The organism is Pseudorhodoferax sp. Leaf267 (assembly GCF_001422405.1).
In the GTDB taxonomy this organism is placed as follows: Bacteria; Pseudomonadota; Gammaproteobacteria; order Burkholderiales; family Burkholderiaceae_C; genus Pseudorhodoferax.
Map to the genome: position 1 here is coordinate 303,845 of NZ_LMMV01000001.1, position 26,735 is coordinate 330,579.

Genomic DNA, 26,735 nt, shown 5'->3' on the forward strand with positions numbered 1-26,735 from the left:
TCCAGTGGTTGGCGGGGCTGGCCCCTACAATCCCGCGCCATGGCAACCCAACCTCCCTCGAAGGCCCAGCCGCAGTATGGCGAAGCCTCCATCCGTGTGCTCAAGGGCCTGGAGCCCGTCAAGCAGCGCCCGGGCATGTACACGCGCACCGACAACCCGCTGCACGTCATCCAGGAAGTCATCGACAACGCGGCCGACGAGGCCCTGGCCGGCTACGGCAAGCGGATCCGCGTCACGTTGTTCGCCGACGGCTCCATCGGTATCGAAGACGATGGCCGCGGCATCCCGTTCGGCATGCACCCCGAAGAAAACGCGCCGGTCATCGAGCTGGTCTTCACACGGCTGCACGCCGGAGGCAAATTCGACAAGGGCAAGGGCGGCGCCTACAGCTTCTCCGGCGGCCTGCACGGCGTGGGCGTGTCGGTGACCAATGCGCTGGCCAAGCGCCTGGAAGTGACCAGCTACCGCGAAGGTCAGGTCGCGCGCCTCGTGTTCGCGCATGGCGATGTGGTCGAGCCCCTGGTCGTGCGCAAGGCCGACGCGGGCGACCGGCGCACCGGCACCACCGTGCGCGCCTGGCCCGACGCCAAGTACTTCGACAGCGACACGCTGCCCATGAACGAGCTGGCCCACCTGCTGCGCAGCAAGGCCGTGTTGATGCCAGGCGTCACCGTGTCGCTGACGGTCGAGAAGACCAAGGACAGCCAGACCTGGCAATACAAGGGCGGCCTGCGCGACTACCTCACGCAGACTCTGACGGCCGACCCGTTCATCCCGCTGTTCGAAGGCGAGGGCTACGCCGAAAACCATGACACCTTCGCGGAGGGCGAGGGCGCGCAGTGGTGCGTGGGCTTCACCGAAGAAGGCCAGGTCGTGCGCGAGAGCTACGTCAACCTGATTCCCACCAGCGCCGGTGGCACGCACGAGGCCGGCCTGCGCGAAGGCCTGTTCACGGCCGTCAAGAGTTTCATCGAGCTGCATTCGCTGTTGCCCAAGGGCGTGAAGCTGCTGCCCGAGGACGTGTTCGCGCGCGCCAGCTACGTGCTGTCGGCCAAGGTGCTGGACCCGCAGTTCCAGGGCCAGATCAAGGAACGCCTGAATTCGCGCGACGCCGTGCGCCTGGTGGGCAGCTTCGTGCGGCCGGCGCTGGAGCTGTGGCTGAACCAGCATGTGGACTATGGCAAGAAGCTGGCCGAGCTGGCCATCCGCGCCGCGCAGTCGCGCCAGCGGGCCGGCCAGAAGGTCGAAAAGCGCAAGGGTTCCGGCGTGGCCGTGCTGCCGGGCAAGTTGACCGACTGCGAAAGCCGCGACACCTCGCACAACGAAGTCTTCCTGGTCGAGGGCGACTCCGCCGGCGGCAGCGCCAAGATGGGCCGCGACAAGGAATGCCAGGCCGTGCTGCCGCTGCGCGGCAAGGTGCTCAACACCTGGGAGGTCGAGCGCGACCGGTTGTTCGCCAACACCGAGATCCACGACATCTCGGTCGCCGTGGGCGTGGACCCGCACGGCCCGAACGACAGCCCCGACATGAGCGGCCTGCGCTACGGCAAGGTCTGCATCCTGGCCGATGCCGATGTGGACGGCTCGCACATCCAGGTGCTGTTGCTCACGCTGTTCTTCCGGCATTTCCCCAAGCTCATCGAGGCCGGCCATGTGTTCGTGGCCCGCCCGCCGCTGTTTCGCATCGACGCCCCGGCGCGCGGCAAGAAGCCGGCTTCCAAGGCTTATGCGCTGGATACGGGTGAACTGACGGCGATCCTGGATAAACTTCGCAAGGAAGGCGTACGGGAAGGCAGCTGGACCATCAGCCGCTTCAAGGGCTTGGGCGAGATGAGCGCCGAGCAGCTGTGGGATACCACGCTGAACCCTGATACCCGCCGCCTGTTGCCGGTGCAACTGGGCCAGGTCGACTTCACGGGGACCGAACAGCTGATCACCAAACTCATGGGCAAGGGCGAAGCCGCATCCCGTCGTGAACTGATGGAATTGCATGGCGACGCGGTCGAGGTGGATATCTGATGTTTGCAAATCTTGTGACCAGGACGGTGGCCGGCTGGCTGGTGCTGCTGGCTGCCGGCATGCCGTTGGCGGCGCAGGCCGATGTCTGGGGCTACATCGATGCGCGCGGCGTGGCGCACTTCTCGGCCGAGCGCGTGGATGAGCGCTACGCGCTGTTCTACAAGGGTGACGACAGCTTCGACACGCGCGACGGCGTGGGTGCCTTCAACCCTGGCCCCGAGAGCCCGGCGGTGCCCGTGCCGGCCAAGCTGCTCAATTTCTTCGAGGTCTCGCCCAGCTACAAGCTGGTCAAGCCGCACCTGCGCGAGGCCTCGCTCAAGCACCGCATCGACTACGAACTGCTGCAGGCGCTGATCGTGGCCGAGTCGGGTTTCGACCGTGCCGCCGTCTCGCCCAAGGGCGCCGTCGGGCTCATGCAAATCATGCCGGCCACGGCCGAGCGCTATGGCCTGGCCGGCGACGCCAAGGCTCCGATCGAAGTCAAGCTGACCGACCCCAAGACCAACATCGGTATCGGCGCGCGCTATCTGCGCTTCTTGCTCGACCTGTTCCCGGGCCAGTTGGAGCTGGCGCTGGCGTCCTACAACGCCGGCGAGGGCGCCGTGCAGCGTGCCGGCAACCGCATCCCGAACTACAAGGAAACGCAAGCCTACGTGCAGACCGTGATGCGGCTGTACCAGGGCCTCAAGCCCGCGCCCGCCATCGAGCCACGCCGGGAGTCGCCGCTGCGTGTGCGCATGGAGTTGCGCGGTGGTGCCCAGGGCCGTGGCAACCTGCCCGAGCCGCCGGCCACTGCCGTCACGCGCGTCGCGCAGCAGCCCTGAGCGGCTTTCCACGCCGCTTGCGGCATCCGTTTTCCTGAACGTCGGCGCCCTGGGCGCTGCACGCAGCTTTTCGCATGGACATGACTGATTCCTCCACCCTGGACTTTTCCGACGGCCCGCCGCAAGGCCCGGGCGCGAGCGGCCCCGCCGACGGCGAGGGCGACGATTCGCTGGACCTGGGCCGCTACGCCCAGCGCGCCTACCTCGAATACGCGATGAGTGTGGTCAAGGGCCGCGCGCTGCCCGATGTCTGCGACGGGCAGAAGCCGGTGCAGCGCCGCATCCTGTATTCGATGGCGCGCATGGGCCTGGGTTTCGGCGGCGCCAACGGCACGGTCGGTGCCAAGCCGGTGAAGAGCGCGCGCGTGGTCGGCGACGTGCTGGGCCGCTTCCACCCGCACGGCGACCAGGCCGCCTACGACGCGCTGGTGCGCATGGCGCAGGACTTCAGCCAGCGCTACCCGCTCATCGACGGCCAGGGCAACTTCGGCAGCCGCGACGGCGACGGCGCGGCCGCCATGCGCTATACCGAGGCCCGGCTGGCACGCATCACGCGGCTGCTGCTGGACGAGATCGACGAGGGCACGGTCGACTTCATCCCGAATTACGACGGCTCGACCGAGGAGCCGCGCCAGCTGCCGGCACGCCTGCCGTTCACGCTGCTCAATGGCGCAAGCGGCATCGCCGTGGGCCTGGCGACCGAGATCCCCAGCCACAACCTGCGCGAGGTGGCAGACGCCTGCATCGCGCTGATCAAGACGCCCAAGCTGACCGAGGAGGAGCTGCTGCAGTTCATCCCCGGCCCGGACTATGCCGGAGGCGGCCAGATCATCAGCAGCCCGGCCGAGATTGCCGAGGCCTACCGGACCGGCCGCGGCTCGCTCAAGGTGCGCGCGCGCTGGAAGATCGAGGAGTTGGCACGCGGCCAGTGGCAGCTGGTCGTCAACGAGCTGCCGCCCGGCGTCAGCAACCAGCGTGTGCTGGAGGAGATCGAGGCGCTGACCAATCCGCAGGTGAAGGCCGGCAAGAAGGCGCTGAGCCAGGACCAGGTGCAGCTCAAGGCCGCGCTGCTGGCCGTGCTCGACGTGGTGCGCGACGAGTCCAGCAAGGACGCAGCCGTGCGCCTGGTGTTCGAGCCCAAGACCAGCCGCATCTCGCAGCAGGAGCTGACCACCGCGCTGCTGGCCCACACCAGCCTGGAGACCACGGCGCCGATCAACCTGACCGGCGTGGGCCTGGACGGGCGGCCGATGCAGAAGTCGATGCGCCAGCTGCTCGCCGAATGGCTGGAGTTCCGCCAGACCACGGTGCAGCGCCGCTCGCAGCACCGGTTGGACAAGGTGCTGGACCGCATCCACATCCTCGAAGGCCGGCAGATCGTGCTGCTGAACATCGACGAGGTGATCGCCATCATCCGCCAGTCGGACGAGCCCAAGGCTGCGCTCATCGCGCGCTTCAACTTGAGCGACCGCCAAGCCGAGGACATTCTGGAAATCCGGCTGCGCCAACTCGCGCGGCTGGAAGCCATCAAGATCGAGCAGGAACTCAAGGAACTGCGCGAGGAGCAGGGCCGGCTCGAAGACATCCTGAACAACCCGGCGTCGCTGCGCCGGCTGATGGTGAAAGAGATCGAGGCCGATGCCAAGACCTTCGCCGACGCGCGCCGCACGCTGATCCAGGCCGACAAGCGCGCCGTGGCCGAGGTGCGCGTCGTCGATGAGCCCGTGACCGTCGTCGTCTCGCAAAAGGGCTGGGTCCGCGCACAGAAGGGCTGGACCAAGGACCGCGCCAACACCGCCCCGGCCGACTACAGCTTCAAGTCGGGCGACAGCCTGTACGCGGCCTTCGAATGCCGCAGCGTGGACACGTTGCTGGTGTTCGGCAGCAACGGGCGGGTCTACACCGTGGCAGTGGCCACGCTGCCCGGTGCCCGGGGCGACGGCCAGCCGGTCAGCTCGCTGATCGAACTGGAGAGCGGCACGCAGCTGGCGCACTTCTTCGCCGGGCCGCCCAGCGCCACGCTGTTGCTGTCGAGCTCTGGCGGCTACGGCTTTCTGGCCACGGTTGAGAACATGCTGTCGCGCCAGCGCGGCGGCAAGGCGTTCGTGAGCCTGGGCGAGGGCGAGACGCTGTGCCGTCCGTCGCACGTTTCCGGCGTGGCCCAGGGGCTCACGCTGCCCGATGCCACCCATGTGGTCTGCGCCTCGACGGCCGGCCGCCGCATCCTGGGCTTTGCCATCGGCGAGCTCAAGCTCATGGAGAAGGGCGGGCGCGGCCTGATGCTGATGGACCTGGACGACAAGGACAGCCTGGCCGGCGCCGCCGCCTACACCCGCAGCGTGCGCATCGAAGGCGTGGGCCGCGGCGGCAAGGCGCGCGAGGTGACGCTGGAAATCCGCTCGCTGAACAACGCGCTGGCCGGGCGCGGGCGCAAGGGCAAGGCGACCGAGCTGGGCTTCACGCCGGCGGCCGTGATCCGGGTCGAATGATGGCCGCAGGTGGCGGCCGGCGATCTCACACCGCGCGCGTGATGCCGCCGTCGATGCGGATGTTCTGCCCCGTGATGTAGGCCGACTTGTCCGAGGCCAGGAAGGCGATCAGTTCGCCGACCTCCGCGGCCGTGCCATAGCGGCCCATCGGGATGCGCGCGCGGCGCTCTTCCTTCTCGGGCAGGCTGTCGATGTAGCCCGGCAGCACGTTGTTCATGCGGATGCCGTCGGCGGCGTAGCGGTCGGCATAGAGCTTGGCGAACGAGGCCAGGCCGGCGCGGAACACGCCCGAGGTCGGGAACGCGGCCTCTGGCTCGAAGGTGGCGTAGGTGGAGATGTTGACGATGGAGCCGGCCTGTTGCTGCTGCATCACCGGCGTCACCAGGCGCGCGATGCGCACCACGTTCAGGAGGTAGAACTCCATCCCCAGGTGCCAGTCGGCGTCCGAGATGGCGAGCAGGTCGCCTTTGGGGCCATGGCCTGCGCTGTTGACGACCGCATCGATGCGGCCCCAGCGCGCCAGCGTGGCGTCGACCAGGCGTTGCAAGTCTGCGTCCGACTGGTTCGAGCCGGTGATGCCGATGCCCTCCAGTTCAGTGGCCAGCGCCTCGCCCTTGCCGGACGAGGACAGGATCGCCACTTCGAAACCCTGGGCCGCCAGCGCGCGGGCCGCGGCGGCGCCCATGCCGCTGCCGCCGGCCGTGACGATCGCGACCGGCATGCTCAGCCCACCTCGGCGATGAGTTCGATCTCGACGCAGGCCCCCATCGGGATCTGCGCCACGCCGAACGCGCTGCGCGCGTGGGCGCCGGCCGGGCCGAACAGCTCGCCGAACAACTCGCTGGCGCCATTGGTGACGAGGTGCTGCTCCGTGAAGTCGGGCGTGGAGTTCACGAGGCTCATGAGCTTGACGATGCGCGTGATCTTGTTCAGGTCGCCGACGGCGGCGTGCAGCGTGCCCAGCAGGTCGACGGCGATGGCGCGTGCCGCAGCCTTGCCCTGTTCGGTCGTGGTGTCCTTGCCGAGCTGGCCGACCCAGACCTTGCCGTCCTTCTTGGCCAGGTGGCCGGACAGGAACACCAGTTTGCCGGTCTGCACGAAGGGGACGTAGGCGGCGGCGGGCGTGGCGACCGGGGGCAGGGCGATGCCCAGTTGGTTCAGCTTGTCGTAAATGCTCATGGATTGCGCTCCTGACTTTGGCTTTGGCTTTGGCTTTGGCTTTGGCTTTGGCTTGGGGCCGGTTCCGATTCTGAAAGAGGCGCCACGGTCACGCCCACGTGCAGGGTGTGGCTGGCACCGCCATGGATGACGCCGCGCATGGGCGAAACGTCGGAATAGTCGCGGCCCACGGCCAGCGTCACATAGTCTTCGCCCGGCACGCGGTCGTTGGTGGGGTCGAAGTCGTACCAGCCGTCATGGCCGGGCACGTCGGGCACGTAGACCGAGACCCAGGCATGGGATGCGTCGGCGCCGATCAGGCGCGCCTTGCCGGGTGGCGGCTGCGTGAGCAGGTAGCCGCTGACGTAGCGTGCCGGCAGGCCCATCATGCGAAAGCACGCGACCATGATGTGCGCGAAGTCCTGACACACCCCCTTGCGCAGTGCCAGGGCCTCCACGGCCGGGGTGTTGATCTCGGTGCTTTCGGTCGAGTATTCGAAATCGCGGTAGATGCGCCGCATCAGGTCGTTGGCCGCCGTCAGCAGGCTGGTACCCGGCACGAAGCTGGGCCGCGCATAGTCCAGGAAGTCGGTGTGGCGTGGCACGTAGGGCGAGCTGAAAACGAACTCGGAGGCCGCGTCGAACGCCGCACCGGCGCGGTAGCGAAAGCGCTCGCGTACCTGCTCCCAGCCCATGGGGCTGACGGGCGGCGTCGGCCGCTGGGTCTCGACCAGGCTATCGGCCACCACGCGCAGGTTCTCGTGCGTGGCCGCCAGCGCAAAGAAAGCGCTGGTGTTGCCGAACACGTCCTTGCCGTTGTGCAGCTCGCTGGGCTCGGGCTCGATGCGCAGGCTGTGTTCCAGCAGCCGCTGGCTGGGCGTGTCGCGCGGCCGCAGGTGGGCGACATGCTGCGCGGTCTCCACCGCGGGGAAATAGCGGTAGCGTGTCTCGTGCGTGACCTGCAGCTTCATGCGCCCACGCTCTTCTTGACATCGCGCGAATGCGTGAAGTAGATGGAGCCGATCGCGTCCGACACGTCGTAGGCGCACTGCGTGCACTGCTCCAGCCGCTCCAGCAGCACCGGGTACTTGTCGTCGGCATCGGGCGCGCAGATCTCCTCCAGGCTCCAGGAGTCAGGCGCCACGACGTCCTGCGCGAGCGGCGTCAGTTCGGCCGGCGCAGTGCCGGCCAGCTTGGCGACACGGCCGCGCAGCGTGTGCGCCACCCAGCCCAGCGAGCGCGGGTTGTCTCGGTCCAGCACCAGCAGGTCGAGCAGGGCCGCCATCTCGCGGCTTTGCTGGTACTGCGAGTGGAAGGTGATGCTGCTGTCGAACAGCGAGAGCATGGCCTCGAAGCCGCCATTGGTGGCCGTGGCGCCGGCCTCCACACCGCGCGCGAGCGCCGACGACAGGAAGCCCAGGCGCTCCACATGGCGGCCGATGCTGAGCAGGCGCCAGCCGTCGTCGCGCGTCATGCGGTCGGTCTGCGCACCGGTCATCGCAGCCGTGGCGGTGCTGGTCGATTCGAGCAGGCGCAGCGCCTCGACGGCGGAGAAGTCGCCGTCCCGCGCGCTGTCGGCGCAGCGGGCGAGGAAGTCTTCCTCGGCCCGCACGATCACGTTCCAGTGCTCCTGCGAGAGCCGCTCGCGCACGGCCGAGGCCGCATGGCGCGTGGAGCGCAGGTTGTAGCCCACGCTCTGCACCCGGTCGGTGCTGCCCAGGCCGGCGATCAGCGAGCGCTCGAACACGCGCCGCGCCTGCAGCGGCGAGGGCACGGCCGGCAGCACCAGCGCGAACGAGACGGCCATGTCGTGCAGCCAGCTCAGCAGGGAGGCGGACGATTGGTCCTCGCCGTTCAGCACGTTCAGCGTGACGCGCGCCAGGCGCAGCGTGTTCTCGGTGCGCTCGGCGTAGCGGCCCAGCCAGAACAGGTTTTCGGCCGCGCGGCTCGTGACCATGCGCTTGCGGTGCACCACGGCGGTGGGTGACAGGTTGGTCGGCAGCAGCGTGGTGCGGTCGACCTCGCCCTCCGTGCGCACCCAGACGTCGGCGCTGCTGCCGCCGCGCTGCATGGACGCGATGCTGTGGTGTTCGCTGACCATGCGTGCCAGGCCGCCCGGCAGCACGCGCCAGGAGCGCGGGCCGTCGGACACGGCGAACACGCGCAGCATGACCGAGCGCGGCGCGATGCGCGCCGGGTGGTTCGGGCTGGCCGTCCAGGTCGGCATCTGCGAGAGCGGCATGTAGGTCTGCACGGTGTGCTCGTCGCCCTGGCGCACGATGCGGCCCGCCCACTCGTCGAGCTCGCGGCGCGACAGCGTGCCGCCCAGCTTGGCCTCGAACGACGCGGCGCCCGGGTGGTCGCCGTAGGTGGGCTTGATCACGCAGCCGGACAGGTCCGGCAGCACGGCCTCCATCGCCGCGCGCTCGCCGCACCACCAGGTGGGCAGCGCCGGCAGCAGCAGTTCCTCGTCCAGCAGATGGCGCGCCAGCGCCGGCAGAAAACCCAGCAGCGCGGGCGATTCGAGGAAGGCCGAGCCTGGTGCGTTGGCGATCAGCACGTTGCCGGCGCGGATCACTTGCAGCAGGCCGGGCACGCCCAGGCGCGAGTCGGGCCGCAGCTCCAGCGGGTCCAGGTACTGGTCGTCCAGGCGCTTGAGCAGGCCGTGCACGGGCTCCAGCCCCTTGAGCGTCTTCAGGTACAGGCGCTGGTCGCGTACCGTCAGGTCGCTGCCTTCGACCAGCGTGATGCCCAGATAGCGCGCCAGGTAGGCGTGCTCGAAGTAGGTTTCGTTGTAGGGGCCGGGCGTCAGCAGCGCGATGTGGGCGTCGGCGCCGGCCGGGCTCATCTTCTTGATGCCGTCGATCAGCGCGCTGTAGGTGGCGGCCAGGCGCTGCACGTTCAGCGACTCGAAGGCTTGCGGGAACAGGCGCGAGATGGCCAGCCGGTTCTCCAGCAGGTAGCCCAGGCCCGAAGGCGCTTGCGTGCGTTGCGAGACCACCCACCAGTTGCCGTCGGCGCCATGCGCGAGGTCGTAAGCCGTGATGTGCAGGTGCGTGTCGGCGCGTGGCTTGCATCCGTGCATGGAGCGCAGATAGCCCGGGTGGCCCTGCACCAGTGCCGGCGGCAGCAGGCCCTTGGCCAGCAGGCGCTGCGGGCCGTAGACGTCGGCCATCACGCTGTCGAGCACGCGCACGCGCTGCAGCACGCCGGCTTCGATCTGGCGCCAGCTCGCGGGTGTCACGATCAGCGGAAACAGGTCGAGCGACCAGGGGCGCTGCGGGTTCGCAGCGTCGGCGTAGACGTTGTAAGTGACGCCGTTGTCGCGCAGCTGGCGTTGCAGCTGCGCCGTGCGGCGATTCAGGTCGGAGAAACCGTCGCGCCCCAGCAGGTCGAAGAACGCAGCCCAGTCCTTGGTGAGATCGGGCTGCGCCGCTGCGGCGCGCGCGGCGTGCTCATGGGCCGTGCGGGCCCGGCCGCGCAGCTCATCGAAATGGCCCGGCATGGCCAGCCGCGCGAGCGAGGAGGCGAGCCCCGCGGGGCTCTCCTGTGTTTGCGCATCAAAGAGGTTGTTGTTGTACTTGTCCACAGGTCCGCATTGTCACACCACGGCCATGGAAAGCTGCCTCATCGGCGCAGGTCGAGCGTGAACGGGAACTCGCGGCTGCCCGCCACGTTGATGGTGGCCGGCGGCACCAGCATGGTGCCCGGCGTGTGGCCAATGGTCAGGAAGCGCGACAGCCGCCGGCTCTCGGCCTCGTACGAGTTCACCGGGAAGGTGTCGTAGTTGCGACCGCCCGGGTGGGCCACGTGGTACTGGCCGCCGCCCAGCGAGCGCTTCATCCAGGTGTCGACGATGTCGAAGGTCAGCGGCGCATGCACGCCGATGCTGGGGTGCAGGGCCGAGGGCGGGTTCCAGGCGCGGTAGCGCACGCCGCCGACGAACTCGCCCTTGGTGCCGGTGGGCTGCAGCGACATGGCGCGGCCGTTGCAGGTGACGACGTAGCGGCTTTCGTTCAGGCCCGTCACGCGCACCTCGACGCGCTCGAGCGAGGAGTCCACGTAGCGCGCCGTGCCGCCGGACGTGCCTTCCTCACCCATCACATGCCAGGGCTCCAGCGCGTTGCGGATGGTCAGCTCGATGCCGGCGCTGCGCACCTGGCCGACGATGGGGAAGCGGAACTCCAGGTGCGGCGCGAACCAGGCCGTGTCGAAGGCATAGCCGGCCTCGCGCATCTCGCGCATGACGTCTGCGAAGTCCATCTGCACGAAGGTGGGCAGCAGGAACTTGTCATGCAGCTCGGTGCCCCAGCGCGTGGCCGGCGCCTGGTAGGGGTTGTTCCAGAAGCGGGCGATCAGCGCGCGCAGCAGCAACTGCTGCACGATGCTCATGCAGGCATGCGGCGGCATCTCGAACGCGCGCAGCTCCAGCAGGCCCAGGCGGCCCGTGGCGCTGTCGGGCGAGTACATCTTGTCGATGCAGAACTCGCTGCGGTGCGTGTTGCCGGTCACGTCGATCAGGATGTTGCGCAGCGTGCGGTCCACCAGCCAGGGCGGCATGTCCTGGCCATGCACCTCGCGGTTGCGGCTGATCTCGCGCAGCGCGATCTCCAGCTCGTACAGCTGGTCGTTGCGCGCCTCGTCCACGCGCGGTGCCTGGCTGGTCGGGCCGATGAACATGCCGCTGAACAGATAGGACAGCGAGGGGTGGTTGTGCCAGTACAGCACCAGGCTGGCCAGCAACTCGGGCCGGCGCAGGAAGGGGCTGTCGATGGGCGTGGCGCCGCCCAGCACGAAGTGGTTGCCGCCGCCGGTGCCGGTGTGGCGGCCGTCGGTCATGAACTTCTCGGCCGACAGGCGCGTCTCGAACGCGGCCTGGTACAGGAACTCGGTGTGGTCCACCAGCTCGCGAAAGTTGTGCGCGGGGTGGATGTTGACCTCGATGACGCCAGGGTCGGGCGTGACCTGCAGCATCTTCAGGCGCGGATCGCGTGGCGGCGGGTAGCCTTCCATGATGATCTTGACGCCCAGCTCCTCGGCCGTCACCTCGATCGCGGCGACGAGCTCCAGGTAGTCCTCCAGCCGTGCCAGCGGCGGCATGAAGATGTAGAGCTGGCCGGATTTGGTGCCGATCTGCTCGGCCTTGGGGCCGTTGGCGCGGCGCGGGTCGCGCGCTTCCACGCACAGGGCGGTGCGGGTAATCCAGTGGGCCGATTCGAAGCGGTGCGGGCTGCGCGTTGGATCTGCAGGCCCGGTCTGCGGGAACGGGCCGGTGCCGCCGGTGCCGCCGGGGCCACCGGGGCCAGCGGCTGCACCAACGCCACCGGAGCCCAGCCGGTCCTGCAGCAGGCGTGGCGATGCGCTAGGGGGCTGCTGGCCAGCCAGGTAACGCGTCGGATCCTGGCCGGCGTTCAGCGCCGACACATAGCGGCTGCGGATGGCCTCGGCCGCGGGCAGGGCTTCGCGCGGCGCCGTCGGGTCGCGCTCGACCATGTAGGGAAAGTCGCCCTTGCTGACCCAGGGCAGGGAATCGAGCGGCAGGCGGTAGCCCATGGGCGAGTCGCCGGGCATGAGGTACATGCGCTCGTCGCGGAAGAACCAGGGGCCGGTGGTCCACTTCGGGCCGGCCAGCGCCGGGCCCTCATCGACCGCGATCGGCAGCACGTAGCCGACGACGGCGTCCAGCTTCTGCTCGAACACGCGGCGCAGGCGCACGCGCTCCATCTCGTCGTCGAGCTTGGAGTTGAACGGGTCGACGTTGACGGGTAGGCGTCGCTCGCGCCACAGGTAGTACCAGACGTCCTCGTAGCCCGGCTCGATGTAGTTGGCGGAGATCCGCAGCTTCTTGGTCAGCAGCTCGGTGAAGCGACGCGCGTCCTCGCTGCTGTACTGGGCGGGCACGCGCTCGTCGGCGAACAGCTCCGGGTTGCGCCACAGCGGCTGGCCGTCGGCGCGCCAGAAGATCGACAGCGCCCAGCGCGGCAGTTGCTCGCCCGGGTACCACTTGCCCTGGCCGAAATGCAGGAAGCCGCCGTCGCCGTATTCGGCGCGCAGCTTTTGCACGAGCTCGGTGGCATAACCGCGCTTGGTCGGGCCCAGCGCGTCGGTGTTCCACTCGGCTGCGTCGCGGTCGCTGGTGGCCACGAAGGTCGGCTCGCCGCCCATGGTCAGGCGCACGTCGCCGGCAACCAGTTCAGCATCGACCTGCTGGCCCAGCGTCAGCACCTCGGCCCATTGCTCTTCGGTATAGGGCTTGGTCACGCGCGGCGATTCGTAGATGCGCGTCACGCCCATGTGGTGCTCGAAGGTGACCTCGGCGTCATCGACCAGGCCTTCGATCGGTGCGGCGCCCGAGGGCTGCGGCGTGCAGGCCAGCGGGATGTGGCCTTCGCCTGCCAGCAGGCCCGAGGTGGCGTCCAGCCCGATCCAGCCGGCGCCAGGCAGGTAGACCTCGCACCAGGCGTGCAGGTCGGTGAAGTCGTGGTCGGTGCCGCTGGGGCCGTCCAGCGCCTTCACGTCCGGCGTCAGCTGGATCAGGTAGCCCGAGACGAAGCGCGCAGCCAGGCCGCAGCGGCGCAGCAGCTGCACCAGCAGCCAGCCCGAGTCGCGGCAGGAGCCGCTGGCAGCGGCCAGTGTTTCCTCGGGCGTTTGCACGCCGGGCTCCAAGCGGATCAGGTAGCGGATGTCCTTGGCCACCTGCTGGTTGATCGCCACCAGGAAGTCGATGGTGCGACGCTCCTTCATGTCGATGGTCTTCAGGTACTGCTCGACCAGCGGCGTCATCGCGTCGACGGCGAGGTATGGCGCCAGTTCTTCCTTCAGCAGTGCGTCGTACTGGAACGGGAAGTTCTCGGCCGTCGGCTCCAGGAAGAAGTCGAACGGGTTGTAGACCGCCATCTCCACGACCAGGTCCACCGTGACCTTGAATTCGGTGGACTTCTCGGGGAACACCAGTCGCGCCTGGTAGTTGGCGAATGGGTCCTGCTGCCAGTTGATGAAGTGCTGCGCCGGCTCGATCGTGAGCGAGTACGAAATGATGTTGCTGCGGCAATGCGGCGCCGGGCGCAGGCGGATGACCTGGGGCCCCAGCTGCACAGGCCTGTCGTAGCGGTAGTGGGTGATGTGGTTCAGCGCTGCGTGTGTGGACATGCGTGTCTCTTGGTATGCCGTAGAAAGATCTGGCCCTCGCCAGCGGTGCTGGATACTAGCAACAGGCTGCTAGCAAGAGGCGAGCCAGTGGGTGCGTGCGGGTCGCGGCTCCCCCTGTGCGTTGCAGGCAGTGTAGTGGGGGTCTATGGCGGCGCAGGTGGCAAGCGGGCAGGAACGGCTGGCGGGCGAGGCGCGCGCCGGCCTGTGGCTGCCGTGCTGCCTGGGTGTGCTGGCGGGCACGGCGGCGCAGGTGCAGCAGGCCAGCCTGTGGCCAGCGTGGGCCTATGGCGGCCTGACGTTGGCAGGTGCGGCCCTGCTGGCCTGGGCCGGGCGGCCGCTGCGCGGCGGGTGGCGAGGCAGCGCACTCGTGGCCTTCTCGGGCATGGCGTTGCTGGTCGCCGCGCTGTGCGGGGCGCGTGCGGGCTGGTACCTGCGATCGGCGCTCGACCCCGAACTGGAGGGCCGCGACCTCGTCGTCGTTGGCACGGTGTCGGCCATGCCGCAGCCTGGCGAGCTCGCCACGCGGCTGCGGCTGGACGTGCAGGGCGCCCAGCTGGAGGGCCGGCCGGTCGACGTGCCGCCGCGCATCGACCTGTCCTGGTACCACGGCACGCTGTGGTCCACGGGCGCCGATGGCCAGCCGGACGCGGCCGTGCAGCGCAGCGCCGAGCTGCGCGCGGGCGACCGGTGGCGGCTGCAGGTGCGGCTGCGTGCGCCGCACGGCAACCTCAACCCGCACGGCTTCGACTACGAGCTCTACCTGTGGGAGCGCGGCGTGCAGGCCACCGGCTACGTGCGCGCCGGGCCGAGCGACCTGCCGCCGCAGCTGATGGCGCGCGGCTGGCGCCATCCCGTGGAGCGTGCGCGCCAGGCGGTGCGCGAGGCCATCTTTGCGCGCATTGCAGACCGCGCGCAGGCCGGGGTGGTCGCCGCGCTGGCCATGGGCGACCAGGGGGCCGTGGAGCGCGCCGACTGGGAGCTGTTCCGCGCGACAGGCGTGAGCCACCTGCTGAGCGTGTCGGGGCTGCACGTGACCATGTTTGCCTGGCTCGCCGGTGCCGCTGTCGCCGCCGCGTGGCGCCGCCTGGCCTGGCGCGGCGGCCACGCCTGCCTGTGGTGGCCGGCCCAGCAGGCAGGCCTGGTCGGCGGCGTGCTGCTGGCGGCCGCCTATGCCGCATTCAGTGGCTGGGGCGTGCCGGCGCAGCGCACGCTGCTGATGCTGGCCAGCATCGCGCTGCTGCGACTGGCGGGCCGTCAGTGGCCATGGCCGCTGGTCTGGGCGCTGGCCTGCAGCGTGGTGCTGGTGCTGGACCCGTGGGCGCTGCTGCAGCCCGGCTTCTGGCTGAGCTTCGTGGCCGTGGGCGTGCTCTTCGCCACCGATGCCGGGCAACCGCGTGCTGCGCCGGCCTCGCCCGGCTGGCGCGCGGCCGGTGCGTTCGTGCGCATGCTGCGCGAGCAGTGGATCGTGACCGTCGCGCTGGCGCCGCTGTCGCTGCTGCTGTTCCAGCAGGTCTCGCTCGTGGGGCTGCTGGCCAACCTGCTGGCGATCCCCTGGGTCACGCTGGTGCTCACGCCGCTGGCCCTGCTCGGCGTGCTGCTGCCGCCGCTGTGGGATGTGGCCGCCTGGGCCGTCGCGGCGCTGGCGCTGGTGCTGGCCGAACTGGCGCGCTGGCCGTTCGCCACCTTCAGCACGCCGGCCGTGCCGCTGGCCGTCGGCGCAGCCGCGCTGCTCGGCGCCGTGCTGCTGGTGCTGCGCGCCCCGGTGGGCCTGCGGCTGGCCGGTCTGCCGCTGCTGCTGCCGGCCTTGCTCTGGCAGCCACCGCGGCCGGCGCATGGCAGCTTCGAGCTGCTGGCGGCCGACATCGGCCAGGGCAACGCCGTGCTGGTGCGCACGGCACGCCACAGTCTGCTGTACGACACCGGCCCACGCTACGGCCAGGACAGCGATGCCGGCCACCGCGTGCTCGTGCCGCTGCTGCGCGCACTCGGCGAGCGGCTGGACACGGTGGTCGTGAGCCACAGCGACGGCGACCACAGCGGCGGCGCCGCCACGGTGCTGGCGATGCAGCCGCAGGCGGCGCTGCTGGCCTCCCTGCCGGCGGAGCACGCGCTGCGCGCTCTGCGGCCCGGTGCGCCCTGTGCCGCAGGCCAGCACTGGGAATGGGATGGCGTGGCGTTCACGGTGCTGCATCCCGCGCCCGGCGCGCCGGCCAGTGCCAAGGCCAATGCCGACAGCTGCGTGCTGCGCATCGCGAACGCGCACCAGGCCGTGCTGCTGGCCGGCGACATCGAGCAACCGCAGGAGGCCGCGTTGGTCGCTGCGCGGGTCGCGCTGCGCGCCGACGTGCTGCTGGTGCCGCACCACGGCAGCAAGACGTCGTCGAGCCCCGGCTTCCTCGCCCAGGTCGCGCCACGCATCGCCCTGGTGCAGGCGGGCTACCGCAACCGATTCGGTCATCCGGCGCCCGAGGTGGTGCAGCGCCTGCAGGCCCATGGCATCGCGGTGCAGGCATCGGCGCGCTGCGGCGCCATGGCCTGGCGCAGCGACGCGCCCGCACGCGTGCATTGCGAGCGTGCACGTGCACCGCGCTACTGGCACCACGCGGTGGATGGAGCCGTGCCGATGCGCGCCGATCTCGATCCACCGGCCGGCTTGCCGGGCGGTCCTCGGCGATGATGCGCCCGCGTCCGTGGGTTCGTTTGAGCGCTCTCGCCCCCGAACGGCTGCCGAGGTTTTGGCGGCTTTTTTATTTGCTCTATGGGCGAGCCAATGCGTGAGAAGCTGGCTTGCAACTTGCTATCCTCGGTACAGGAGAAGGCCGCATGCTGAAATACGACGAGATGTATACCAAGCTTCCCTACGAGTTCTTCTCGAAGGGGACGCAGATCCGGGACCACTACAAGGTCTACGATGCCTGGCTGGCCAAGCAGCCGGGCGACATGATGGCCAAGCGCCGCTCGGAGGCGGAGGTGATCTTCCGCCGCGTCGGCATCACCTTCGCGGTGTACGGCGCCAAGGACGAGGACGGCTCGGGCACCGAGCGCCTGATCCCGTTCGACCTGATCCCGCGCATCATTCCCGCCGCCGAATGGGCGAGCATGGAAAAGGGCCTCGTGCAGCGCGTGACCGCGCTGAACCGCTTCATCCACGACGTCTACCACGGCCAGGAGATCATCAAGGCCGGGCTGATCCCCAAGGAGCAGATCGTCAACAACGCGCAGTTCCGCCCCGAGATGGTGGGCGTGGACGTGCCGAACCACGTGTACTCGCACATCGCCGGCGTGGACATCGTGCGCGCGCCCGATGCCCAGGGCAAGGGCGAGTACTACGTGCTCGAGGACAACCTGCGCGTGCCCAGCGGCGTGAGCTACATGCTGGAAAACCGCAAGATGATGATGCGGTTGTTTCCCGACCTGTTCAGCCACCACCACGTGGCGCCGGTGGCGCACTACCCCGACCTGCTGCTCGAAACCCTGCGCGCCTCGGCGCCGCCCGCCACGGCCGAGCCCACCGTCGTGGTGCTGACGCCCGGCATGTACAACAGCGCCTACTTCGAGCACGCCTTCCTGGCGCAGCAGATGGGCGTGGAACTGGTCGAGGGCCAGGACCTGCTGGTCAAGGACAACTTCGTCTACATGCGCACCACGCGCGGCCCCAAGCGGGTCGACGTGATCTACCGCCGCGTGGACGACGACTTCCTCGATCCCAAAGTGTTCCGCCCCACGTCCACGCTGGGCTGCGCGGGCCTGATGGAAGCCTACAAGGCGGGCAACGTGGCGATCTGCAATGCCGTGGGCACGGGCGTGGCCGACGACAAGTCGATCTACCCCTACGTGCCCAAGATGATCGAGTTCTACCTGGGCGAAAAGCCCATCCTGAACAACGTGCCGACCTACATGTGCCGGCAGGCCGACGACCTGAAGTACGTGCTCGACAACTTGAAGGACCTGGTCGTCAAGGAAGTGCACGGCGCGGGCGGCTACGGCATGCTGGTCGGCCCGGCCGCCACCCAGGCCGAGATCGAGGACTTCCGCAAGGCCGTGCAGGCCAACCCCAGTGGCTACATCGCCCAGCCCACGCTGTCGCTGTCCAGCTGCCCGACGTTCGTGGAGTCCGGCATCGCGCCGCGCCACATCGACCTGCGGCCCTTCGTGCTGTCGGGCAAGGAGGTGCAGATGGTGCCGGGTGGCCTGACGCGCGTGGCGCTCAAGGACGGTTCGCTGGTCGTCAACTCATCGCAGGGCGGCGGCACCAAGGACACCTGGATCCTGGAGGACGACAGCCCCACCGCGCCACCCGCCGACGTGCCCGCGCAAAGCCAGAAACAAAGCCAAGGGAAGTAAGCCATGCTGAGTCGCACCGCCGATCACCTGTTCTGGATGTCGCGCTACACCGAGCGCGCGGAGAACACCGCACGCATGCTGGACGTGAATTACCAGTCCTCGCTGCTGCCGCAGTCCGCCGCCGTGGCCCAGCTCGGCTGGCAGGGCCTGCTGTCCATCAGTGAGTTGCGCCAGGCCTATGCCAGCAAGCACGATGGCGTCACGTCACGCAACGTCATGGAGTTCATGGTCAAGGACGAGAGCAACCCCTCGTCCATCATCTCCTGCCTGCGTGCCGCGCGAGAGAACGCGCGTGCCGTGCGCGGCAGCCTGACGACCGAGGTCTGGGAGACCGCCAACACCACCTGGCTGGACGTCAACCGCATGCTCAAGAGCGGCGAGTTCGAGTCGGACCCCGCGCAGTTCTTCGAGTGGGTCAAGTTCCGCTCGCACCTGTCGCGCGGCGTCACGCTGGGCACCATGCTGCAGGACGAGGCCTTCTACTTCCTGCGCCTGGGCACCTTCCTGGAACGCGCCGACAACACGGCCCGCCTGGTCGACGTGAAGTTCCATGCGGTGGAAAGCGACTTCTACGGCGCCGCCAGTGAGAAGGACCAGGAATACGACTTCTACCACTGGAGCGCGATCCTGCGCAGCGTCTCGGCCTTCGAGGTCTACCGCAAGGTGTACCGCGACGTGATCCGCCCCGAGCGCGTGGCCGAGCTGCTGATCCTGCGCTCGGACATGCCGCGCTCGCTGGCAGCCAGCCTGAACGAAGTGCTGACCAACCTGGAGATGGTGTCGGGCGACCCGTCCAGCGAGACGCTGCGCCGCGCCGGCAAGCTGCGCGCCGACCTGAAGTACGCCCGCATCGACGAGATCCTGGCGACCGGCCTGCATGCATTCCTGACGCAGTTCCTGGACCGCGTGAACGAGCTGGGCAGCTACGTCAGCCGCGAGTTCCTGGTGCCCGTGCCAAACTGATCGCGTACCGCGCTCCACTGCATCGCCGCAGCGCCCGCCAGGGCCTGCGGCGATTGCATTTCAAAGCTCGCCGATGACCGAGTCGGCGGCGTCGCCGTACTTCTCGTCGAACCAGGCGCGGCGCGCGCTCGTGCTGGCGTCGTAGGGGCAGGCGTCCTGCAGGATCCTGCGAACCTCCAGCGCGGCATGCCAGCGGCCCAGTTCCAGCGGCGAGGCGCGGTCAGGGCGGGCGGGGCGGGAGGACTGGATGAAGTGCGCCAGGCGTCTGTCGACTTCGAGGATGACGGTGGGCTCTGAGCGCATGAGCCGGAAATAGCAAGTCCCGGGCCGCCTCGCCGGTCAATCCTGCGCGTCGTCGCGCCGCGGTGGATTCTGCAAAAGGCTGCGGATCACCTGCTCCGCTTCGTCCAGCTGCGCGGGCACGGGCTCGGTCAGGGTCTGATGCAACAAATTGGTGAATGCCTCCAGCACCAACTGGGTGCGCTCGGAGACGCCATGTGCCTGCGTCGCCTCGCGCACGCCGGGCGCGGCCCGCGCCAGCGCGTCGAGCAGCATCGCGCGCTGCGGATGGGTGGCAGCCAGCGCCGTGCTCACGGCGGTCAAACCCGTTACCAGGCCCATGAGTTCTTCGTTGCTTCTTTCGAGCTGCGTCAGGCGTTCTTCGATGCTCAACTGGGGGTACCTGGCGTGAGGGGGTTGCACGGTGCGATGGCATCGCGGCGTGGCCATGCGGCCGCGGCAGTGTAGGGCGACGGGGCATGCCGCGCCGGGCCAGGGCTACTGGGGGCGGGCGTAGGATGTGTCGTCATCGAACAATCAGGAAGGAATTCACGGTGCGTTTCAAATCTTGGCCTTGGATGGGCGCTGCTGCGGCGGCCCTGTTGCTGTCGGGTTGTGCGGGTGTGGGCCTGCCGGGCAGTGCGCCGCCGGCACCGCGTGCGGCCTGCGACGCCGCGGCGGCCCAGTTCGCGTTGGGCAAATCCTTCGGGCCGGAACTCGAACGCGAGGTTCGTGCCCGGTCCGGCGCCAGCATCGTGCGCTGGCTCAGCCCGGGCCAGGCCGTCACCATGGAGTTCAACGCGGCGCGCCTGAGCCTCACGCTCGACGGCCGTGGCCAGGTCGTCAAGGCCGCCTGCGGCTGACGACGTTCAGCCCCCGCTCTTGGGTTCGCCTGCCGGTGCCGTCGTCGGCATCGGCAGCTTGGTCGGGTCCTTGGGCGGCTTGGCGTCCGGGCATCCGGTCAGCAAGGCCATGGCCCACAGGGCGATGACGACGGTTTTGGTCACGGGCTGGTCTCCTTGGCGTTCTAGTTGTCGATGGAGGCGCTCCAGCGCTCACCCCATTGGTCCTGCGCCTGGTCCAGCGTGCGGCGCTCGCGCTTGGTCGGGCGGCCGTGTTCGTGGGCCAGGGCAGGCTCGGGCGCCAGGCGCCGCTGCTCGGCGGCCTGGGCGCGCGCTGCGAGGCTTTCCGCGGTCTCGGCATAGAGGGCCTGTGCCACCGGCGCTGACCCCCGCGTGCCGCTGATCCCGAGCACCGTGACGGTGCGTATGGTGGGCCCCTGGCGCACCGCAATGGTGTCCCCGGCCTTGACCTCGCGCGCAGGCTTCACCTCGTGCCCGTTCACCTGCACCCGTCCCCGGTTCACTTCCTCCGCCGACAACGTGCGGGTCTTGTAGAACCGGGCGGCCCAGAGCCACTTGTCGATCCGAACTTTTTCCATCGGGGGGCATTGTGCTCTCACCGGTATGCGCCTGCAGCGCGCAGCCGGGCGCGCCGATTACCATGCGCGCGATGCCGACGACCGACCCGCCGAACCGCGCGCTGCCCCTCGATGCCCAGGGCATCCTGGCGCTGGCCGCGCGTTCCATGTTCCACCTGTTCTCCAGCATGAGCCAGGGCATGTTTCTGGTCGACCATGCCGGCACCATCGTCTGGGTCAACGACGGCTACCGCCGCTTCCTGCCGGCGCTGGGCTTCTCGTCCATCGACGAGTTCCAGGGCCACCCGGTGGACGAGGTGATCCCCAACACCCAGATGCGCCGCGTGCTGGAAACGGGAGAGCCCATCCTGGTGGACCTGCTGACCAACAAGGCCGGCACCTTCGTCGTGAGCCGCATCCCGCTGCGCGACGAGGCGCAGCAGGTGATCGGCGCCATCGGCATCGTGCTGTTCGACCACCCCGAGACCACGCTCAAGCCGCTGATCGAGAAGTTCGCGCGGCTGCAACGCGACCTGGACGACGCGCGGCGCGAGCTGGCCAGCCAGCGCAGCCAGGTGCTGCTGCAAGGCGACGGCGGTGCCGGCCAGCGCCGCGCCAAGTACACCTTCGCCAGCTTCATCGGCAGCAGCCCTGCGGCGGTCGATGTGAAGCGCCACGCGCGCCGCGCCGCGCAGTCGTCCAGCCCGGTGCTGCTGCTGGGCGAGACCGGCACCGGCAAGGAGCTGCTGGCGCACGCCATCCACGCCGCGTCGAACCGCGCGCGCGGGCCTTTCGTGAGCCTGAACATCGCAGCCGTTCCCGACACCTTGCTGGAGGCGGAGTTCTTCGGCGTCGCGCCCGGCGCGTACACCGGCGCCGACCGGCGCGGGCGCGACGGCAAGTTCAAGCTGGCCGACGGCGGCACGCTGTTCCTGGACGAGATCGGCGACATGCCGGCCGCGCTGCAGGCCAAGCTGCTGCGTGCGCTGCAGGAGGGCGAGATCGAGCCGCTGGGCTCGAACCGGCTGGTGGCCTTCGACGCCCGCGTGATCGCCGCCACCTCACGCGACCTGGCCACGCTGGTGCGCCAGGGGCGGTTTCGCGAAGACCTGTACTACCGGCTCAACGTGCTGCCGCTGCAGGTGCCCGCGCTGCGCGAGCGCCGAAGCGACATCCCGGCCCTGGTCGAGGCGCTCAGCGAGGACCTCGCCCAGCGCAGCGGCGAAGCCCCGCCCGAGCTCACGCCCGACGCGCTGGCGCTGTTGGCCGGCCAGCATTGGCGCGGCAACATCCGCGAGCTGCGCAACGTGCTGGAACAGCTGGCCATGCGCAGCGACCGCCAGCGCGTGGACGCTGACGAGGTGCGCCGCGTGCTGGCCGAGACCGGCGTGCACGCCATCGCCGCGGCCGAGCCCGTGCCACGCCATGCGGACGACGGCCGCGCCAGCCTTCTGCGCCCGCTGGGCGAGCAGGTGGCCGAGCTGGAAGCCCGCGCCATCGCGGCCGCCATGGCCGAGACCGGCGGCAACAAGCTGGCGGCCGCGCGCCTGCTGGGCATCTCGCGCGCGACGCTGTACGAGCGGCTGCAGGGCGCCTAGACGCGGGCGCGGATCGCAGCTGCCGCCTCGGCGATCGCCCGGCGCTCCGCCTGAGGCAGCCGCGCGGCATTGCGCACCTGGGCCTGCATGCGCGGGTGGTCCGCGAAGCGCTCGGCGTGCCGCAACAGGAAGTCCCAGTACAGCGTCGTGAACGGGCAGGCGCGCGCGCCCGTGCGCTCCTCGGGCCGGTACCGGCAGTGCCGGCAGTGGTCGCTCATGCGCGCGATGTACTGCCCGCTGGCCACGTAGGGCTTGCTGCCCAGCAGGCCGCCGTCGGCGTACTGGCTCATGCCCAGCGTGTTGGGCAGCTCCACCCATTCCACGGCATCGACATAGACCGCCAGGTACCAGGCATGCACCTGGCGCGGCTCCACGCCCAGCAGCAGCGCGTACAGCCCCGTCACCATCAGGCGCTGGATGTGGTGCGCGTAGCTTAGGTCCAGCGTCTGCGTGATGGTGTCGCGCAGGCATTCCAAGTCGGTCTCGCCGGTCCAGTACCAGGCCGGCAGGGGCGCGTGCGCGTCCAGTGCATTCAGGTCCAGATAGCCTGGCATCTGCAGCCAGTAGACGCCGCGCACGTATTCGCGCCAGCCCAGGATCTGGCGGATGAAGCCCTCGGCCGAGGCGATGGGCACGCGGCCGTCGCGGAACGCCTGCTCGGCACGCGCGATCACCTCTCGCGGGTCCAGCAGCTTGAGGTTCAGCGCCGCGCTGAGCTGCGCGTGGTAGAGCCAGGGCTGGCCACCCCACATCGCGTCCTGCCAGTGGCCAAAGAACTCCAGCCGGTCGGCGATGAAGGCGTCCAGCGCCGCGAGTGCCTGCGCGCGCGTGAGCGGCCAGGCGAAGCGGTCGAGCCGGCCGGGGTGTTCGCCGAAGCGGCTGCGCACCAGCGCGATGACGTCCTGCGTGATGGCGTCGGGCGCGAACGCGGGCGGCTCGGGCAGGAAACCCGGCCCGTCGCGGCCGAAGGCCGAGCGGTTGTCGGCATCGAAATTCCAGGCCCCGCCGGCCGGCTGGTCGCCGTCCATCAGCACGCCATGGCGGCGCCGCATGGCCCGGTAGAAGGTCTCCATCAACAGTTCCGGCCGGCCCTGGGCATGGCGCGCGAAGGCAGCCGGCGTGCACAGGAAATGCCGGTCCTCGCACTCGTTCAGCGCCACGCCGGCCTCGGCCACCACCTGGCGCAGCGCCTCGCGCACACGCCACTCGCCAGGCTGCACCAGCACCACGCGCGCCGGTCGCAGCGCCGCCAGGCTCTCGGCCAGCTCGGCCGCCAGCGTGCCGCGGTTGGCCACGTCGTCCAGGCGCCGGTAGTGCAGCGGCAGGCCTTGCGCGCGCAGGGCCTCGGCGAAATGGCGCATGGCCGCCAGGAACATCGCGATGCGCGGCTGCGTGCTCCAGACCTGCGTGGATTCCTCGGCCACCTCGGCCATCCAGACCAGGTCTTGCGCCGCGTCGAAGCCGTCGAAGGCAGCGGACTGGCGGTCGAGCTGGTCGCCCAGGACAACGATCAGGTGGCGGATGGCAGGGGGCATGGCTTCGACCATAACCCGACGCGGCCTCACCGACCGAACACGTAACCCGACAAGCCCAGCAGCGCAAAGGCCAACGCCGCCGTGCACGCCTGCCAGAACACGACCGGGTTGCGCTGCACGAGCGGCATGCGCCGTGCGCCGTGGAACGCTGCCCCGGGCGCGTGCAGGTCGTGCACGAACTCGGACACGGCCTCCTGCCGCTTGCGCGGCTCCGGCTGCAGCGCCTTCGAGAGCACCGCGTCCAGCCAGGCCGGCAGATCGGGCCGGTGGTGGCGCAGCGGCACGTAGCGCAGTCGTTTCAGGTCCGCCGACTGGCGCAGCTGCGTCACCTGCAGGCCATAGGGCAGCTGGCCGCTCAGCATCTGGTAGGCGAGCACGGCCAGCGCGAACAGGTCGGACGCGGCCGTGCCTGCGCCACCGATGAAGTATTCCGGCGCCGTGTATTGCAGCGTGCCGACGATGCGATCGGCGCGCGCGGCGTGCGTGCCTTCGGCCAGGCCCGCCACATGGGCCGATGCGAAGTCGATGATCTTCACCGTGCCGCCACGGTCGATCATCACGTTCTCGGGCCGCAGGTCCTGGTGCAGCATCTCCTTGCTGTGGAAGGCCTGCAGGCCCTTGGCCAGCTGCGCGACGAGCTGGCGCACGCGGTCCAGGTCCGGGCGCGGGTGGTCGGTCATCCACTGGCCCAGCGTCTGGCCGTCCACATACTCCATGGCCACGATCAGGTGCTCGCGCGGGCGCTCGGTGGTGCTGGGACGCAGCACATGCGGGCTGTGTAGCCGGCGTGCCACCCACTCTTCCAGCAGGAAGCGGTCCAGCGCCTCGGCGTCTTCGCGCAGCTCGGTGGCGGGCGTCTTCAGCGCCACCTGCGCGCCGCTGGCCTGGTCGATGGCCAGGTGCACCTGACTGCGCGCGCTGGCGTGCAGCTCGCGCACCACGGCATAGCCCTCGAACAACATGCCGGGTGCCAGCGGTGGCGGCAGCCGCAGTTGTGCGCGCCGGGCCTGCCAGGGCTGGGCGTCATGCTCGGGCAGGGTGTCGATGCGCAGCAATTGCACGGTGGCGTCGTCGCCGCTGCCGCGCTCGCGCGCCACCGCTACCAGGGTCTGGGCCGCGGCGTCGAAGTCGTCGGGCCAGCAGGCCAGCGCAGTGTGCACGGCGGCGGCGTCCAGCCGCTCGTAGGCGCCGTCGGTGGCCAGCAGGTAGAGCGCACCGGGCTCCGCCTCCAGGCACCGGTGGTCGATCTCCACATGCGCCGTGGCGCCCAGCGCGCGGCCCAGGCAGGACTCGCCAGCGCCGATGTGCACGCGGTGGTCTTCGGTCAGCTGCTCCAGCGCCTGCGCGTGCACGCAATAGATGCGCGTGTCGCCCACGTGCAGCACATGCAGCTCGCGGCCCTTGAGCACCAGCGCGCTGAAGGTGCAGCAGTAGCCGCGGTCCTTGTCGAAGCGCGCATCGCCGCGCTGGTTCTGCGCATGCAGCCAGGCGTTGGTGGCACCCAGCACGCGCTGCGCGGCGCGGCGCACGGTCCAGGCGTCGGACGTGGCGTAGTAGTCCTCCAGGAAGCCGCGCACGGCCGCCGCGCTGGCGACCTGGCTCACGGGGCTGGAGCCGATGCCGTCGGCCAGCGCGACGGCGATGCCCTTGGTCTGCAGCGCCGAACCGGTCGGGACGACGGCGCCGTGGAAGTCCTGGTTCGGCCTCTGGCCCCCGGGCTGCGAATGCTGGCCCAGCGTGATGCGAAGCGACGGGGCCATGCAAAGGATCAGGCGATCTTGCGCTTGGCGCCGGTCTTGTAGTGCGTGGCGTACAGCGTGAGGCCCACGAAGGTCAGGCCGCCCACCAGGTTGCCCAGCACGGTGGGGATCTCGTTCCAGATCAGGTAGTCCATGAGCGTGAAGTTGCCGCCCAACAGCAGGCCGGTGGGGAACAGGAACATGTTGACGATGCTGTGCTCGAAGCCCATGTAGAAAAAGATCATGACCGGCATCCACATGCCGATGGCCTTGCCCGATACGGTGGTGGACATCATGGCCGCCACCACGCCGGTGGACACCATCCAGTTGCACATCACGCCGCGCACGAACAGTGTGAGCATGCCGGCGGCGCCGTGCGCGGCATAGCCCACGGTACGGCCTTCGCCGATGTGGCCGAGCTTCTCGCCCACCGCATTGGGGGCCTCGCTGAAACCGAAGGTGAAGATGATGGCCATGAACACGGCCACCGTCAGCGCGCCGGCGAAGTTGCCGCAGAACACCAGGCCCCAGTTGCGCAGCACGCCCTTCCACGTGGCGCCCGGGCGCCGGTCCAGAACGGCCAGCGGGGCCAGCGTGAACACGCCGGTCAACAAGTCGAAGCCCATCAGGTACAGCATGATGAAACCGACCGGGAACAGCATGGCGCCGACCAGCGGGTTGCCGGTGTTGACCGTGACGGTGACGGCGAAGGCCGCGGCCAGCGCGAGGATTGCGCCGGCCATGTAGGAGCGGATCAGCGTGTCGCGCGTGGACATCAGCAGCTTGGATTCACCGGCGTCGACCATCTTGGTCACGAATTCGGTAGGGGCGAGGTAGGCCATGGAAGTCTCTTTGAAAAATGAAGGAGTGATCAGTTCAGGGCGACGAGCACGCGGCCGTCTTCCACGCGCACGGCATGCACACGCACCGAGTGTTCGGGCGCCTCCAGGCACTCGCCGGTGACGAGGTCGAAGTGGTTCTTGTAGAGCGGCGAGGCCACGACGATGCGCGCGCCCAGGCTGCCCACCAGCCCGCGCGACAGCACGCTGGCACCGGACTTCGGGTCCACGTTGTCGATGGCGAAGAAGCGGTCTTCGCCCAGGCGGAACACGGCCACGTGGCGCGCGTCCACGCGCGCGCAGACGCCGGTGTGGGGCACGATGTCGCCTGTTGCGCAGACGGCGGTCCAGTTCACGGTCTTGGTCAGCATGGTGGGGT

At 69.5% G+C, this 26,735-nt stretch carries 21 protein-coding genes; 8 read left to right on the plus strand and 13 right to left on the minus strand.

Going from position 1 to position 26,735, the window contains the following annotated elements:
- Positions 1-39: 39 nt before the first annotated feature.
- From ASF43_RS01460 to parC, 3 genes are all read left to right on the plus strand, one after another.
- Positions 40-2,019 (plus strand): DNA topoisomerase IV subunit B, encoded by a 1,980-nt coding sequence (locus ASF43_RS01460; RefSeq protein ID WP_056175670.1) that lies wholly within the window; start codon positions 40-42, stop codon positions 2,017-2,019.
- Positions 2,019-2,843, plus strand: a complete 825-nt coding sequence (locus ASF43_RS01465) for a lytic transglycosylase domain-containing protein (RefSeq protein WP_235578088.1) — start codon at positions 2,019-2,021, stop codon at positions 2,841-2,843. The genes ASF43_RS01460 and ASF43_RS01465 overlap by 1 nt, the downstream gene beginning before the upstream one ends.
- 80 nt (positions 2,844-2,923) lie before the next feature.
- Positions 2,924-5,332 (plus strand): DNA topoisomerase IV subunit A, encoded by a 2,409-nt coding sequence (gene parC, locus ASF43_RS01470; protein ID WP_056175674.1) that lies wholly within the window; start codon positions 2,924-2,926, stop codon positions 5,330-5,332.
- 25 nt (positions 5,333-5,357) lie between these two features.
- Here the strand turns inward: parC and ASF43_RS01475 are convergent, their stop codons facing one another.
- Genes ASF43_RS01475 through ASF43_RS01495 form a run of 5 tightly spaced genes read right to left on the minus strand, consistent with a single transcriptional unit; the run spans position 5,358 to position 13,639 of the window.
- Complete coding sequence (locus ASF43_RS01475; RefSeq protein ID WP_056175677.1) at positions 5,358-6,053, minus strand: SDR family oxidoreductase; 696 nt, start codon at positions 6,051-6,053, stop codon at positions 5,358-5,360.
- A 2-nt stretch (positions 6,054-6,055) separates the two neighbouring features.
- Positions 6,056-6,511 (minus strand): RidA family protein, encoded by a 456-nt coding sequence (locus ASF43_RS01480; RefSeq protein WP_056175679.1) that lies wholly within the window; start codon positions 6,509-6,511, stop codon positions 6,056-6,058.
- Positions 6,508-7,461, minus strand: a complete 954-nt coding sequence (locus ASF43_RS01485; RefSeq protein ID WP_056175683.1) for a transglutaminase family protein — start codon at positions 7,459-7,461, stop codon at positions 6,508-6,510. Before ASF43_RS01485 ends, ASF43_RS01480 begins: the two co-directional genes overlap by 4 nt.
- The gene (locus tag ASF43_RS01490) at positions 7,458-10,079 is read right to left on the minus strand and encodes a circularly permuted type 2 ATP-grasp protein (RefSeq protein WP_056175685.1); all 2,622 of its coding nucleotides are present in this window, start codon (positions 10,077-10,079) and stop codon (positions 7,458-7,460) included. Before ASF43_RS01490 ends, ASF43_RS01485 begins: the two co-directional genes overlap by 4 nt.
- A 38-nt stretch (positions 10,080-10,117) precedes the next feature.
- Positions 10,118-13,639 (minus strand): DUF2126 domain-containing protein, encoded by a 3,522-nt coding sequence (locus ASF43_RS01495; protein WP_056175688.1) that lies wholly within the window; start codon positions 13,637-13,639, stop codon positions 10,118-10,120.
- 145 nt (positions 13,640-13,784) lie between these two features.
- Between ASF43_RS01495 and ASF43_RS01500 the strand changes: the two genes are divergently transcribed.
- The 3 genes from ASF43_RS01500 (at position 13,785) to ASF43_RS01510 (ending at position 18,946) form a co-directional block, all read left to right on the plus strand.
- Positions 13,785-16,316 carry a DNA internalization-related competence protein ComEC/Rec2 gene (locus tag ASF43_RS01500; RefSeq protein ID WP_056175691.1) on the plus strand — a complete coding sequence of 844 codons (2,532 nt, stop codon included), beginning with the start codon at positions 13,785-13,787 and terminating at the stop codon, positions 16,314-16,316.
- Positions 16,317-16,462: 146 nt separating this feature from the next.
- A complete protein-coding gene (locus ASF43_RS01505) occupies positions 16,463-17,983 on the plus strand; it encodes a circularly permuted type 2 ATP-grasp protein (RefSeq protein WP_056175694.1) in 1,521 nt (506 codons plus the stop codon).
- Between the two features lie 3 nt (positions 17,984-17,986).
- Complete coding sequence (locus tag ASF43_RS01510) at positions 17,987-18,946, plus strand: alpha-E domain-containing protein (protein WP_056175697.1); 960 nt, start codon at positions 17,987-17,989, stop codon at positions 18,944-18,946.
- 60 nt (positions 18,947-19,006) lie between these two features.
- Here ASF43_RS01510 and ASF43_RS01515 read toward each other — a convergent pair whose 3' ends face one another.
- Both ASF43_RS01515 and ASF43_RS01520 read right to left on the minus strand, forming a co-directional pair.
- Positions 19,007-19,249: a hypothetical protein gene (locus ASF43_RS01515; protein WP_056175702.1), complete on the minus strand. Its 243-nt coding sequence runs from the start codon at positions 19,247-19,249 to the stop codon at positions 19,007-19,009.
- Between the two features lie 36 nt (positions 19,250-19,285).
- Entirely contained in the window at positions 19,286-19,618 is a 333-nt protein-coding gene (locus ASF43_RS01520) for a hypothetical protein (protein ID WP_056175703.1), read from the minus strand.
- A 161-nt stretch (positions 19,619-19,779) separates the two neighbouring features.
- Between ASF43_RS01520 and ASF43_RS01525 the strand changes: the two genes are divergently transcribed.
- Positions 19,780-20,088: an I78 family peptidase inhibitor gene (locus tag ASF43_RS01525; protein WP_235578089.1), complete on the plus strand. Its 309-nt coding sequence runs from the start codon at positions 19,780-19,782 to the stop codon at positions 20,086-20,088.
- A 6-nt stretch (positions 20,089-20,094) separates the two neighbouring features.
- Here ASF43_RS01525 and ASF43_RS30315 read toward each other — a convergent pair whose 3' ends face one another.
- Both ASF43_RS30315 and ASF43_RS01530 read right to left on the minus strand, forming a co-directional pair.
- Positions 20,095-20,232 carry a hypothetical protein gene (locus ASF43_RS30315; protein WP_156373088.1) on the minus strand — a complete coding sequence of 46 codons (138 nt, stop codon included), beginning with the start codon at positions 20,230-20,232 and terminating at the stop codon, positions 20,095-20,097.
- Between the two features lie 20 nt (positions 20,233-20,252).
- Complete coding sequence (locus ASF43_RS01530) at positions 20,253-20,666, minus strand: RNA-binding S4 domain-containing protein (RefSeq protein WP_056175709.1); 414 nt, start codon at positions 20,664-20,666, stop codon at positions 20,253-20,255.
- A gap of 71 nt (positions 20,667-20,737) precedes the next feature.
- Between ASF43_RS01530 and ASF43_RS01535 the strand changes: the two genes are divergently transcribed.
- Positions 20,738-22,243, plus strand: coding sequence for a sigma-54-dependent Fis family transcriptional regulator (locus ASF43_RS01535; protein WP_156373089.1), 1,506 nt, complete (start codon positions 20,738-20,740; stop codon positions 22,241-22,243).
- On the opposite strand, the gene ASF43_RS01540 is transcribed toward ASF43_RS01535, so the two are convergent.
- From ASF43_RS01540 to nirD, 4 genes are read right to left on the minus strand one after another with little or no spacing between them, the layout of a single operon-like run.
- The gene (locus tag ASF43_RS01540) at positions 22,240-23,778 is read right to left on the minus strand and encodes a cryptochrome/photolyase family protein (RefSeq protein WP_082497656.1); all 1,539 of its coding nucleotides are present in this window, start codon (positions 23,776-23,778) and stop codon (positions 22,240-22,242) included. The genes ASF43_RS01535 and ASF43_RS01540 overlap by 4 nt on opposite strands.
- A gap of 26 nt (positions 23,779-23,804) precedes the next feature.
- On the minus strand, positions 23,805-25,538 hold the full coding sequence (locus tag ASF43_RS01545; protein ID WP_056175717.1) for a bifunctional protein-serine/threonine kinase/phosphatase: 1,734 nt from the start codon (positions 25,536-25,538) through the stop codon (positions 23,805-23,807).
- 8 nt (positions 25,539-25,546) lie between these two features.
- Complete coding sequence (locus ASF43_RS01550; protein ID WP_056175719.1) at positions 25,547-26,359, minus strand: formate/nitrite transporter family protein; 813 nt, start codon at positions 26,357-26,359, stop codon at positions 25,547-25,549.
- Positions 26,360-26,388: 29 nt separating this feature from the next.
- Positions 26,389-26,727, minus strand: a complete 339-nt coding sequence (nirD, locus tag ASF43_RS01555) for a nitrite reductase small subunit NirD (RefSeq protein WP_056175722.1) — start codon at positions 26,725-26,727, stop codon at positions 26,389-26,391.
- Positions 26,728-26,735: the final 8 nt, after the last annotated feature.